Annotated in this window: 13 protein-coding genes; 12 read left to right on the top strand and 1 reads right to left on the bottom strand. The window is 59.1% G+C overall.

What is annotated here, in order from left to right; all coding sequences use genetic code 11:
• Positions 1-9 precede the first annotated feature (9 nt).
• Positions 10-882, bottom strand: coding sequence for a LysR family transcriptional regulator (locus ACRZ94_RS16145; RefSeq protein WP_480797823.1), 873 nt, complete (start codon positions 880-882; stop codon positions 10-12).
• Positions 883-1,016: 134 nt separating this feature from the next.
• On the opposite strand from ACRZ94_RS16145, the gene ACRZ94_RS16140 reads away from it, so the two are divergent.
• The 12 genes from ACRZ94_RS16140 (at position 1,017) to ACRZ94_RS16085 (ending at position 12,901) form a co-directional block, all read left to right on the top strand.
• The gene (locus ACRZ94_RS16140; RefSeq protein ID WP_480655126.1) at positions 1,017-1,703 is read left to right on the top strand and encodes a GntR family transcriptional regulator; all 687 of its coding nucleotides are present in this window, start codon (positions 1,017-1,019) and stop codon (positions 1,701-1,703) included.
• On the top strand, positions 1,700-1,996 hold the full coding sequence (locus tag ACRZ94_RS16135; protein ID WP_480797822.1) for a DUF1330 domain-containing protein: 297 nt from the start codon (positions 1,700-1,702) through the stop codon (positions 1,994-1,996). Before ACRZ94_RS16140 ends, ACRZ94_RS16135 begins: the two co-directional genes overlap by 4 nt.
• 226 nt (positions 1,997-2,222) lie before the next feature.
• Positions 2,223-2,825 carry an amino acid synthesis family protein gene (locus ACRZ94_RS16130; protein ID WP_480655122.1) on the top strand — a complete coding sequence of 201 codons (603 nt, stop codon included), beginning with the start codon at positions 2,223-2,225 and terminating at the stop codon, positions 2,823-2,825.
• Positions 2,797-3,609, top strand: coding sequence for an alpha/beta fold hydrolase (locus ACRZ94_RS16125; protein ID WP_480797821.1), 813 nt, complete (start codon positions 2,797-2,799; stop codon positions 3,607-3,609). The genes ACRZ94_RS16130 and ACRZ94_RS16125 overlap by 29 nt, the downstream gene beginning before the upstream one ends.
• On the top strand, positions 3,606-4,526 hold the full coding sequence (locus ACRZ94_RS16120) for a flavin reductase (RefSeq protein WP_480655119.1): 921 nt from the start codon (positions 3,606-3,608) through the stop codon (positions 4,524-4,526). Before ACRZ94_RS16125 ends, ACRZ94_RS16120 begins: the two co-directional genes overlap by 4 nt.
• Positions 4,527-4,530: 4 nt before the next feature.
• Positions 4,531-5,568 carry an LLM class flavin-dependent oxidoreductase gene (locus ACRZ94_RS16115; protein WP_480655117.1) on the top strand — a complete coding sequence of 346 codons (1,038 nt, stop codon included), beginning with the start codon at positions 4,531-4,533 and terminating at the stop codon, positions 5,566-5,568.
• Between the two features lie 9 nt (positions 5,569-5,577).
• Complete coding sequence (locus tag ACRZ94_RS16110; RefSeq protein WP_480655115.1) at positions 5,578-7,044, top strand: aldehyde dehydrogenase; 1,467 nt, start codon at positions 5,578-5,580, stop codon at positions 7,042-7,044.
• A 260-nt stretch (positions 7,045-7,304) separates the two neighbouring features.
• On the top strand, positions 7,305-8,321 hold the full coding sequence (locus tag ACRZ94_RS16105) for a substrate-binding domain-containing protein (RefSeq protein ID WP_480655113.1): 1,017 nt from the start codon (positions 7,305-7,307) through the stop codon (positions 8,319-8,321).
• A 90-nt stretch (positions 8,322-8,411) separates the two neighbouring features.
• On the top strand, positions 8,412-9,926 hold the full coding sequence (locus ACRZ94_RS16100; protein WP_480797820.1) for a sugar ABC transporter ATP-binding protein: 1,515 nt from the start codon (positions 8,412-8,414) through the stop codon (positions 9,924-9,926).
• Entirely contained in the window at positions 9,923-10,936 is a 1,014-nt protein-coding gene (locus ACRZ94_RS16095) for an ABC transporter permease (protein ID WP_480655109.1), read from the top strand. Before ACRZ94_RS16100 ends, ACRZ94_RS16095 begins: the two co-directional genes overlap by 4 nt.
• Positions 10,936-11,916, top strand: a complete 981-nt coding sequence (locus ACRZ94_RS16090) for a sugar-binding transcriptional regulator (RefSeq protein ID WP_480655107.1) — start codon at positions 10,936-10,938, stop codon at positions 11,914-11,916. The genes ACRZ94_RS16095 and ACRZ94_RS16090 overlap by 1 nt, the downstream gene beginning before the upstream one ends.
• Positions 11,906-12,901, top strand: coding sequence for an aldo/keto reductase (locus ACRZ94_RS16085; RefSeq protein WP_480655105.1), 996 nt, complete (start codon positions 11,906-11,908; stop codon positions 12,899-12,901). The genes ACRZ94_RS16090 and ACRZ94_RS16085 overlap by 11 nt, the downstream gene beginning before the upstream one ends.
• Positions 12,902-12,920 lie beyond the last annotated feature (19 nt).

The raw sequence follows: 12,920 nt of genomic DNA, 5'->3' as shown, positions 1-12,920 counted from the left end.
TCGCTGACCTTACTCGCACAGGAAATCGACAAACCGCCGCGCCAGACTTTGACGGCGCGAGCTTCCGGACCAAACGGCTTGAATCGTTAGCTTGGGCAAGGACCAGTCCGGCAACAAATGCTGCAGGGCCCCCGAGGCCAGCTCATCCCCGATCAGGGTCACGGGCAGGTAGCCAAACCCCACACCGGCCAGCGTTCCCGCCTTGGCGGCCAGAACATTCTGAACGCTTAGCTGGCTGACATCCAAGGTGACGTTTTCGACTTTTTTTGCCCGGGTCAGTGTGAACACATCCCCAGCGGGTCCCATGGATACGAAGGGCATCGGCTCAAGATCTTGGGGCAAAATGACGGGCCCGTGACGCAGTAGGAAATCAGGGGTTGCCGTGAACACGTGTTGAACCGAGCCGATTTTCCTGCGGGTCAGGTTCGAATCCGGCAGGTCACCGACGCGGATGGCCAGATCAAAAGAGTCCGCAACCAGATCCTTGATGTGATCGGTGTATTCCAAGGTCAGGGCAACATTGGGATAACGGCGGACAAATTCCATCACCCGCGCCTCTAGTTTGGGGTCGGGGACAAAGGCGGGCAGAGCGATGCGCAGCGCGCCTGCGATATGGTCTGATCCGGCCTCGATCCGCTGGATGGCCAGTTCGATGCCTTCCAACCCCCGTTGGGCGGCTTCGAACAATTGGCGTCCGTTTTCTGACAGGGTCAGCTTGCGCGTGGTTCTGTGGATCAGCGTCTCGCCCATCTCATCCTCAAGCCGCGAGATATGGTGGCTGATGACTGAAGGTGTAACGCCCAACTGCTTGGCCGCTTTGACAAAAGCGCCGGTTTGTCCCACGGCGACAAAGGCGACAAGGCTTTGGGCATAACGATACATTCGCTCATTATGTCGAAGAATAACATCAGATAAAGTAAGAAAACCGGCTAAACCAAAGACAACACGGAACGCCATAATATGGTATGCTGAATCCAGCTTGTCTTACCGATGCGCCGCAACTAGAAATCTGAACTATGACCACTCCCAAGCTGTCCAAGATCGATCATCAGCCGGCCACCTTGCGGGATATGGTTCAAGAGCGGATGCGCGAAGCCATCGTGGAAGGTGTTTTCCAACCCGGTGAGCGTCTGGTTGAACGTCCGCTGTGCGAACAGCTTGGCGTCAGCCGAACCGTCATTCGGGAAACGATCCGCTATCTTGAGGCCGAAGGTCTGGTGGAAATCCTGCCCGGCCACGGGCCCATCGTTGCCTCGATGAGCTGGGATGACGCCCGGCAAATCTATGGTATTCGCCGTCTTTTGGAAACCGCCGCCGCCCGGCAATGTGCGCAGAATATCGATAGCGATATCTCTCGCAAACTGGGGGCTGCGCTGAAACGTCTGCAAAAGGAATCTGTGGGCAAAACGCGGGGGGCTTTGTTCCGTGCGACGTCGGATTTCTATCAAGAGATTTTTCAGGGCGCGGGTCATCACATTGCCTGGGAAATTGTTCAACGTCTGAACGGGCGGATTAGCAGGTTGCGCATGTTGACGCTTACATCTGATGACCGAACCCGCCCCGGTATCGCGTATATGGAAGAGATTTGCGAGGCTGTCATATCCGGCGATCCCGATGCGGCCCACAAGGCCGTTGAATGCCATCTGGACGAGGCGGCCTCGGTCGCCGAACGTGTTTTTGCCATGGAAGAAACTGAGAAATGACAGATCAGCCCAAAGGCTATTGGATCGCCAATGTTACCGTAACCGACCCTGATGCCTATTCCGAATATCAGGCCCTCGCACCGGAGGCATTCCAGGTCTATGGGGGTCGGTTTCTGGCACGTGGCGAGGCCAAAACCCTTGAAGGTCGCGCGTGGCAACGCCGGGTCATCATCGAGTTTGACAGTATCGAGCAGGCACGTGCGTGCTACAATTCGGCCCAGTATCGTGCCGCGCGCGAAAAACGCGCAGGGGCTTGTCAGGCCGATATCGCCCTGATTGAGGGCTTGTTGTGATGTGATCGGTCGTTGCCTGTCTTGGGCGACGTTACACTGTGAAATCCCTCACCTGAAAGACTAGACAGTTTTTGCGTTTCAGACTTCTGAGCGGTCGCGCGCGCTTACCTTCTTGCATGGCTTTCCCTTTGGTTTCACCGGGTGGCAATGACTCTGGAATTGACATTTGGCATGATGGTATACCATCTTACTGAAGCAAGAATCTTCCTGTGATGGAGCCACAGCAATGCCGGCCGAAATTCGAAAAACACTGTTGCATGTCGAAGAGACTTTGATCGAAGGTGGCAAAACCGCCGAGACGCCGCTGAAGATGATCGCGGCGATAGCCGTGATCAGGAACCCTTGGGCTGGTCAGGGTTTTGTCGAAGACTTGCGCCCTGCGATCCATGATTGCGCGCCGGGTCTGGGTGAGCTGCTGACCGGGATGATCCTGGATGCGGCGGGTGGCGGCGACAAAGTCGAAGGCTATGGCAAATCGGCTATCGTCGGCGTGAATGGCGAGGTCGAGCATGCCTCGGCCCTCATCCACACGCTGCGGTTCGGCAACCATTATCGTGAGGCGGTGGGCGCGAAATCCTATCTGGCCTTCACCAATACGCGCGGTCCCGCGAATGCGCCGCTGCAAATCCCGCTGATGGACAAGAACGATGGCGGCAGGCGCAGCCACTACCTGACCATTCAGCTTTCGGTCGCCGATGCGCCCGCGCCGGATGAGATCGTGATCGCCTTGGGCGCTTCGATCGGTGGACGTCCGCATCACCGCATCGGAGATCGCTATCAGGACCTCAAGGAACTGGGCCATGACGTCGACAACCCTGCAGCTGTCTAAGCCTTACGGGTGTGTGACCTACCGGCAGGCGGGGCAGGGCGCCCCGCTGGTTCTGATCCATGGCGTGGGCATGCAGTCTGCCGCCTGGCAGCCGCAGATCGAGGCGTTTTCAGCGCAATACCGCGTCATTGCGCTGGATATGCCGGGCCATGGGGGCAGCGACGCGTTGTCCGGTGAGCCTCAGCTGCCGGATTATGTGGCGTGGCTGCATGCGGTCGTTGCCGCGCTGGATTTGGGTCCGATCTATTTGGCGGGTCACTCGATGGGTGCGCTGATATCGGGTGGGTATGCTGTGTCCTATCCACAGATGGTTGCACGTGTTGCCCTGCTGAACGGCGTGTTTCGCCGCACGCAGGCCGCCCGCGATGCGGTCACAGCCCGCGCGCATCAGATCCGCAAGGGCAGCTTTGATCTGGAAACGCCGCTGAAACGGTGGTTCGGTGATACCCCGATGGAACAGGACGCCCGCGCCAAGGTCGCGGGCTGGCTGTCTTCGGTGAACCTCAAAGCTTACGCGGATGCGTATGGGGCCTTTGCGGCCGGGGATAAGGAATATGCGGATGGGTTTTCTGATATCCGCTGCCCGCTGCTGGCGTTGACCGGCGCGCTGGACCCGAACTCGACACCTGACATGGCGCAGGCCATGGCCGATGCCGCGCCATTGGGGCGCGCTGCCGTCATTGAAGGTGAGCGTCATATGGTCAATCTGACTGCGCCGGAACAGGTCAATGCGATACTGTTCGATTGGTTGCAGGCCCCGATAGAGGAAAAGGAAACGGCATGACAGGTTTTGACCCGCGCGCGTTGAGAAACGCGTTTGGCACGTTCATGACCGGCGTTACGGTCGTGACCACCCATGACGAGGACGGCAATCCGCTGGGCTTTACCGCGAACTCGTTCAGTTCGGTGTCGCTGGATCCGGCGCTGGTGTCGGTCTGTCTGGCCAACAGTTCCCGGAACTATGAGGCGTTTGCCAATGCCAAGGGCTTTGCCGTCAATATCCTGTCTGAATCGCAAAAGGATGTGTCCAACACCTTTGCCCGCCCGGTCGAAGATCGCTTTGCCGCCGTGGACTGGCACCCCGGTCCCGTAGGGTCGCCCGTGTTCGAGGGCGTCTCGGCCTGGTTTGACTGCGCGACCTTCAAAACGGTCGAGGCCGGGGATCATCTGATCCTGATCGGCAAGGTCGAAGCCTTTGACACCTCGACCGCGCCGGGGCTGGGTTATGCCCGTGGTGCCTATGTCACCCCGGCGGCTGAAGCCGAAGCGCTGAGCCAGAGCACGAACCTGATCGTATCCGCGCTGATCGAGCGTGAGGGCAAGGTGCTGCTGATCGGCAATGATCAGGGGCGATTGACCCTGCCCGAAACCAGAACCGGAAAGAACGGGGCCACCGCCGCCCTGACCCGTCTGATCGAGCAATGCGGCGTCAGTGCCGATCCGGGGTTCATCTATTCCGTCTACGAAGATGAAGCGCGCGAACAACAGCACATCTCTTTCCTGTGTCAGGCGGCCGAGGGCGAACCCACCCAAGGCACCTTTACCGAGCTGACCGAAACCACCCTGATGGACATCGCCGATGCCGCGATGTGCACCATGCTTGAACGGTTCGCTCAGGAAAGCCGCATGGGCAATTTCGGGGTTTATCTTGGCAATCAGGTCAGCGGCAAAGTCCGCCCGATCTCATCTGAAAAAGAGTAACGCAATGAAGTTTTCGCTTTTTGCACATATGGAGCGCATCGATCCGAAGGAAGATCAGAAACAGCTTTATGAGGAGTTCGTGCAGCTGTGTCAGATCGCGGATGAGGCCGGGTTCAGCTCGGTCTGGACGGGTGAGCATCACGGGATGAATTTCACCATCGCGCCGAACCCCTTCATCAATCTGGTGGACCTTGCCAACAAGACCAAAAATGTGCGCCTGGGCACCGGCACGGTGATCGCACCCTTCTGGCATCCGATCCGTCTGGCGGGTGAGGCGGCGATGACGGATCTGATCACCGATGGCCGGTTGGAGCTGGGTATCGCGCGCGGGGCCTATTCCTTTGAGTATGAGCGCATGATGCCGGGTATGGACGCGTGGGAGGCCGGGCTGCGCATGCGCGAGCTGGTTCCGGCTGTTCAGAAGCTCTGGGCCGGGGATTATGCGCATGACGGAGAGTTCTGGCAGTTCCCCAAAACCACCGCTGCGCCCGAGCCGGTTCAACAGGGCGGCCCGCCGATATGGGTCGCCGCACGGGACCCTAACAGCCATGAATTTGCCGTGTCGAAAGGCTGCAATGTGCAGGTGACACCGCTGTGGAACGGCGACCCCGAGATTGAATCGCTGATGGGCAAGTTCAACGACGCCTGCGCCAAGTTCCCCGATCAGCCGCGCCCCAGCATCATGTTGCTATTGCACACGTATGTCGCCAGCGATGCCGAGGATGCGAAACAGGCGGCGGTGGAATTGAACCGGTTTTACAACTATTTCGGTGCCTGGTTCATGAACAAGCGCGAGATCAACCAGGGCCTGATGGACCCGTTGACGGATGAAGACATCGCCGCGCATCCGTTCTATACGCCCGAAGCAATTCAGCGCGATCTGGCCATCGGCACCGCTGACGAACTGGTCGCGCGGCTCAAGAAATACGAGGCCATGGGATATGATGAGTATTCCTTCTGGATCGACAGCTCGATGCCGTTTGAGCGCAAGAAAGCCTCGCTTGAGCGGTTCATCTCGGACGTGATGCCCGCCTTTCAGTAAGGACAGTTTATGCAACAGTTTCAGCAGTATATCGACGGTGCCTTCTCGGACGGGGCCGCGCAGTTCGAAAGCAAGGACCCGGCAACAGGCCAGCCATGGGCGTTGATGCCCGAGGCCCGTGCCGAGGATGTGAACCGGGCGGTTGATGCTGCTGAGCGGGCATTTTTTGATCCCGAATGGGCCAACATGACAGCGACGCAGCGGGGCAAGCTTTTGCTGCGCCTGTCAGAGCTGATCGCTGAAAATGCACAGCAATTGGCCGAGCTTGAAACCCGCGACACCGGCAAGATCATTCGCGAGACATCAGCCCAGATCGCTTATGTCGCCGAATATTACCGGTACTACGCAGGGCTGGCTGACAAGATCGAAGGGGCGTTTCTGCCGATCGACAAGCCGGACATGCAGGTTTGGCTGCGGCGTGAACCTGTGGGCGTCGTGGCGGCGGTGGTGCCGTGGAACTCGCAACTGTTCCTGTCGGCGGTCAAGATCGGACCGGCTTTGGCGGCGGGTTGCACCGTTGTTCTGAAGGCCAGCGAGGAAGGCCCCGCGCCGATGCTGGAATTCGCCCGTATCTTTGATCAGGCGGGGTTCCCAAAGGGTGTTTTGAATATCATCACCGGGTTCGGGCCTGACTGCGGTTCGGTCCTGACCAGCCATCCGAAAGTGGCCCATGTGGCCTTTACCGGTGGCCCCGCGACCGCGCGCCATATCGTGCGCAATTCGGCAGACAATCTGGCCTCGACCTCGCTGGAGCTGGGCGGCAAATCCCCGTTCATCGTGTTTGAAGACGCAGACCTTGATAGTGCTGTGAATGCGCAAGTCTCGGGGATTTTCGCGGCCACCGGGCAAAGCTGTGTGGCCGGTTCGCGCCTTGTGATCCAGCGCTCGATCAAGGACGAATTTCTGGCCCGGCTGAAGGAAAAGGCCGAAAACGTGGTGATCGGATCACCGCAGGACATGGCGACCGAGGTTGGTCCGCTGTGCACCTTGCGGCAGCGCGACCATGCGTTGGACCTGATTGACCGATCCGTTGCGCAGGGCGCGCGGCTGGTCACAGGCGGGCAGGTGCCTGAGGGCGGGGGATATTTTTTCCCGCCGACCATTCTGGATTGCACCGACGCCCCCGACGCGCCCTGCGTGACAGATGAATTCTTTGGCCCGGTTCTATCGGTCCTCAGCTTTGACACCGAGGTCGAGGCGCTGGACATCGCCAATGACACGCAGTTCGGTCTGGCCTCGGGCCTCTTCACCCGCGATTTGACCCGCGCGCATCGGATGATGCGGGGCATTCGTGCGGGCATCGTTTGGGTCAACACCTACCGCGCCGTCAGCCCGATTGCGCCGTTTGGCGGCTTTGGCCTGTCCGGGCATGGGCGTGAGGGCGGCGTTGAGGCCGCGCTTGAATACACCAAGACCAAGGCGGTCTGGTTGCGCACCAGCGACGATCCGATCCCGGACCCCTTCGTGATGCGATAGGTTTGCGCGCCAGCGCTTCACTTCAGCATAAGCGATTGTAAGCCGGTCCTGTGGGGCCGGCTTTAATGCGCTGCCCGCAGTGTGTGAATGAAATTTATTTCACGCCAAAAGAAAAAAATCAAACTTTGTTGACGGACCTCTTGAGCGGTCATTATGACTTGCGTTATGCAATAAGAAGCATGACGTGAAATTTCTTGCGGATGTTCGTTTTGGAGGATGAAAACGACGCCAAAGCAAGAACGCACTCTGGGAGGAGTCCAATGAAATTCAATAAAACCAACAGTGTTATTGCATCTGCTGCCATTGCGGTGGCTGGTCTGACAGCTGCACCCGCCTCGGCCGAGGGGATCATGTGTGAACCGGGCGAGACTTATATCATGAATGTCATGGTCTCGGGTCATCCCTATTGGGTTCCGGTCTATCAGGGCTTTAAACAGGCTGCCGAGGCCTTTGGGTGCGAGACCGTGTTCTCAGGGACGCCGGATTATGACATCACCAAACAGATCGCCTCTTTCGAGCAGGATCTGGTGAAATCACCCGCCGGTGTTCTGTTGCACCCGATGCAGTCCGACCCGTTCATCGAGCCGATCAACCGTGCCATCGAAAACGGCACCGAGATCGTGACCTTTGCCGCTGACAGCCCCAATTCCAACCGCACCGGCTATATCACTTCGGACAACCATGCCGAGGCAAAGTTCGCAGCGGAAGAGATCGTCAAGCAGGTGGGTGACAGCGCTGAATATGCGGTTCTTGAGAACCCGGGTCAGTCGAACCATGACCTGCGCGTGACCTCGCTGATCGCGTATATGGAAGCGAACTATCCGAACATGAAACTGGTTGGCCGTCAGGCGACAAACCAGGACAGCAACGCCGCATATCGTGCGACGGCCTCGATCATTCAGGCCAATCCGAATGTGGCCGCGATCTGGATTCCCGAGGCGGGCTCGGCCGAGGGTGCGGTTGCTGCAAAGCTTGAGGCCGGATCAGACATTTTGATCATGCACGCGGACGTGACGCCCACCACGCTGGAGCATATCCGCGCGGGCAACATCCACATGTCGCTGAACCCGAACCAGGGCGTGCAGGGCTTCATGGGGTTCATGGCAGTGCATCTGGCCAATCGTTCGGACATCTTCGATCCGTTCAACGACTGGAAGACCAGCGGTTTCAACCCGGTTCAGATCCCGTTCATGGATAATGGCTTTGCCGTCATCACCAAGGACAATGCCGACAGCTTTGACCTGAACGTCTACATGGAAGGCCGCGATCCGGCCTGATCGGGACCCTCCCCAGCGAGCCGCCCGCGCAGTTCCTATGTCCGCGGGCGGTTCCAGCAACGAATAAGAAACACCCAAGAAGGTGCTGCCATGCAAGACGACGTGATCCTTCAGATATCGAACCTCAGCAAATCCTTTGGCCCGGTCAAAGCGCTGCGCGGAATCGATTTCGAACTGCGCAAGGGGGAAATCCACGCGATTGCAGGGGAAAACGGCGCAGGCAAGTCGACCTTGATGAACGTGATCGACGGGATTTTGCAACCGGACAGCGGCCAGATCATTTTGGATGGCAAGCCGGTCAAAATCTCGTCGCCCACAATGGCACAGCAACTGGGCATCGGCTTTGTGCATCAGGAAATCGCACTGTGCCCGGATGTGTCGGTGGCCGAGAACATTTTCATGGCCAAGACCAATGTCAGCCGGTCGTGGCTGATGGATTACCGCAAGCTGGAACGCGACGCGGTCGAGGTGTTCCGCCAGCTCAGCGACATTGACCCGTCGGTTCTGGTGAAGAGCCTTTCGATTTCGAACCAGCAGCTGGTTGAGATCGCCAAGGCCCTGACGCTGGATTGCCGCATTCTGATCCTGGATGAACCTACAGCCGCACTCACGGAAACCGAGGCTCAGACCCTGTTCGGGATCATGCGCAAACTGGCGGATCAGGGGATTTCGATCATCTATATCTCGCACCGGATGGTTGAGATATTCGACAATTGCGACCGGGTATCCGTGTTCCGCGATGGTCAGCACATCGTCACCAACAACGTGGCCGATATTCAGCCCAGCGATGTGGTCAACGCGATGGTCGGGCGGGTGATCGACAATCTGTATCCCGAAAAGCAGGACGCACCGTCGGATGAGGTCATCCTCGACGTGCGCAACCTGACCGAGACGACGCGCTTCCGCGATGTGAGTTTTTCGCTGAAAAAAGGTGAAATTCTGGGCATTGCGGGCCTGATCGGCGCTGGCCGCAGCGAGATCGTCAAAGGTATCTGCAAGCTTGAGGGCGACGTGACCGGTCAGGTCTGGCTGAACGGCGAAGAGCTGAAGCTGCGCAACTATCAGGACAGTATCGCCAGGGGGATGGTGTACTTGTCCGAGGACCGCAAAGGGGATGGCGTGTTCCTTGACCTGCCCATCGCCGCCAACATCTCGGCCCTGAAACTTGAACAGGTGGCCAACGGGATCGGTCTGATCCAGTCGGGCACAGAAGAGGCGCAGGCCGAGGCGTTGGGGCGCAAGCTGAACCTGAAATGCGGGTCGCTGAGTGATCCGGTGTCGTCCCTGTCAGGGGGCAATCAGCAAAAGGTGGCGCTGGCCAAGATGCTCTCGGTCAATCCGCGCCTGATCTTTCTGGATGAACCGACCCGCGGGGTCGATGTGGGCGCAAAGTCCGAGATTCACCGTATTCTGCGCGATCTGGCCACAGACGGCGTGGGGATCGTGGTGATCTCGTCCGAGCTGCCCGAACTGATTGGTGTCTGTGACCGGGTGCTGGTGGTGCGCGAAGGGCGCATCAGCGGGCAGGTCACGGGCGATGAGATGACAGAAGAAAACATCATGCACCTTGCCTCGGTCCTGGACACGCAGGCCACGGTCGCATGAGCGGAGAAACGAAAATGGACAACACCGTGAACCTGAACCAAGCAGGTGCGACCGACAGCACACCCCCTCTGAAGCGCTTGTTCCGGATGCGGGAAACCGGGCTGATCGTCATCATTCTGGCGCTGTTTGTCATCATGTCCTTTGCCTCGCCGTATTTCCTGACCTGGGCGAATATGCGGGCGATGTCGATGGCCTTTGCCGTCGATGGTTTGCTGGTGATTGGGATGACGATCCTGCTGATTTCCGGGGGCATTGACCTGTCAGTGGGCTCGGTGACCGCGCTGGCGATGGTGATTGCGGGGTGGCTTTTTCTGAGCGGGATTGATCCCTGGGTGGCATCGGCCATGGCGATTGCGCTGTGTACGGGGATCGGCGCTTTCATGGGGTTCTTTGTGACCCGCGTGGGCCTGCACCACTTCATCGTATCGCTGGCGATCATGGTGATTGCGCGCGGTGCCTGCCTGCTGTTCACCGGGGGACGACCTCTGGGCCTTTATACCCTGCCGCCCGAGTTCAAGTTCATCGGGCAGGGGTCCATCGGGCCGATCCCGATTGTGATCATCATTTTCCTGGTCTTTGTGATTGCCTTTGATTTCATGCTGCGCCGGACAACCATGTTCCGCAAAGTGTTCTACACCGGCAGCAACGAAAAGGCCGCCGCCTATTCCGGCATCCGCACCAAAAAGGTGATCTTTCTGACCACCACCCTGTGTTCAACCCTGTGTGGCGTGGCTGGCATCATCTACATGGCCCGGTTCGGCTCAGCCCAACCTACGTTTGGACTGGGGCTGGAGCTGACCATCATCGCCGCTGCCGTGATCGGCGGGGCCAGCCTGAATGGTGGCTCGGGCTCGATCCTTGGGGCAATTCTGGGCGTGATCCTGCTGTCGCTGGTGTCCAGTTCGCTGGCGCTGCTGGATGTGTCGGTCTACTGGCAGGACATCATTCGCGGCTCGATCCTGCTGGCGGCGGTGACCATCGACCATTACCTGAACAAAAGGCGCGGGTGATGGTCGAAAAGAAGAAAGACTTTGAACTGATCCGGCAGATTCACACCGTTCTGGTCCTGCATTACCTTGAGGGCAAGAAACAGGCCGACATTGCCCGCGATCTGAACCTGTCGAATTCCAAGGTCAACCGCCTGATCACGCAGGGCCGCAAGATGGGCATGGTCAAGATCGACGTGGAAAGCCCGTTCGATGCCCTGATGGATATTGAACGGAACCTGACCAAGCTGACCGGGCTGAGCGATGCGATTGTCACGCCCTCGGTCGCGGGCAGCGCCGAGACGACCTTGCAACAGGTCGGCCGTGCCGCCGCCAGCCATCTGGTGGAAACGCTGCGCGACGGGGACGTCATCGCGATCACCGGCGGTAAGGCGGTCAGTGCCACGGTTGAGGCGTTGGAGGCCGAGCGCGCCTTTGACGTCACCGTGGTGCCGCTGACCGGGGGCATTCAGGGCAAGTATTACACGGATGTGAACCATCTGGCGACGCGGATGGCGGATCGGTTGGGCGGGCAGACCATGCTGCTGCACGCGCCCCTCTTTGCCGAAAGCCGCGATCAGCGGGATATGCTGACACAGGTCTCATCCATCCGCGAGGTGATGGATCTGGCCCGTCGCGCCAATGTTGCGCTGGTGGGGATCGGATCGATCGAGCCTGAGGGTTCCAGCTATTACGACCTGCATCCGGTGCCCGAGGCCGACCGCAAGATGCTGATGGGCATGGGCGTGATCGGAGAGTTTCTGGCCCATCTGATCCACATCGACGGGTCGGTGTCGAACTATGCGCTGAATTCGCGGCTGGTGTCGGTGGCCCCGCCTGATCTGGCGCAATGCACCCGGGTGATCGGGGTCAGCGCGGGCGCGCAAAAAGTGCTGCCAATCAAGGCCGTGCTGAATGGCAAATTTCTCAATTCGCTGATCCTGGACGAAGAGACAGCGACCGCAGTCATACAGGAAATGGAAGGAACACGGGATGTCGCATGAGATGCTGACACGAGAAATCGGAGCATCCGGGATCGAGGCCTCGGTCATCGGTCTGGGTACATGGGCCATCGGCGGCTGGATGTGGGGCGGCACGGATGAGGCTAAGTCCATCGCCGCGATTCAGGCGTCGGTCGATGCGGGCGTAACGCTGATCGACACGGCCCCCGCCTATGGGCAGGGTGTGGCCGAGGATATTGTCGGCAAGGCGCTGAAAGGCCGCCGCGATCAGGTGGTTCTGGCCACCAAATGCGGGCTGGTCTGGCATACGCAGAAGGGCAACCACTTCTTCGACTATGACGGAAAGCCGGTACATCGCTACCTGGGCAAGGACGCGATTATCCATGAGGTCGAACAAAGCCTGACCCGTCTGGGCACCGACTATATCGACCACTACATCACCCACTGGCAGGACCCGACCACCCCCATCGCTGAGACGATGGAGGCGCTGGAGACCCTGAAACAGCAGGGCAAGATCCGATCCATCGGGGCCAGCAATACCTCGGTCGATGAGGTCAAAGCCTATGTCGCCGCCGGTCAGTTGGATGCGATTCAAGAAGAATACTCGATGGTCAAGCGTGACATCGAGGGCACGCTGCTGCCAGTCTGTCGTGAGAATGGCGTGTCGGTCCTCAGCTATTCCTCGCTGGCGCTGGGGCTGCTCAGCGGCAAGATCGGGCCGGATCGTGAATTCACGGGCGATGATCAGCGCAAGGACAACCCGCGCTTTTCCATGGCCAACCGGCAGAAGGTCGCGGACCTGATGGAGACCATCGCACCGATTGCCGAAGCGCATGGCGCGACGCTGGCCCAAACGGTCATCGCGTGGACAGTTCAGCAGCCCGGCATCACCTTTTCGCTGTGCGGGGCGCGCGATGCGGCGCAGGCGGTCGAGAATGCAAAGGCAGGGCTATTGCGCCTGTCCGAGACCGAGATCGCCGAGATCAATCGCCAGGCCGTTTCGCATCTGAGCGATCTGGACAGCTAAGCCTATCTGCCGCGTCAAG

This window comes from Ruegeria sp. CH10 (genome assembly GCF_056537125.1).
Note: the sequence above shows the minus strand (reverse complement) of the source record. Positions and strands in the feature narration are given on the sequence as shown.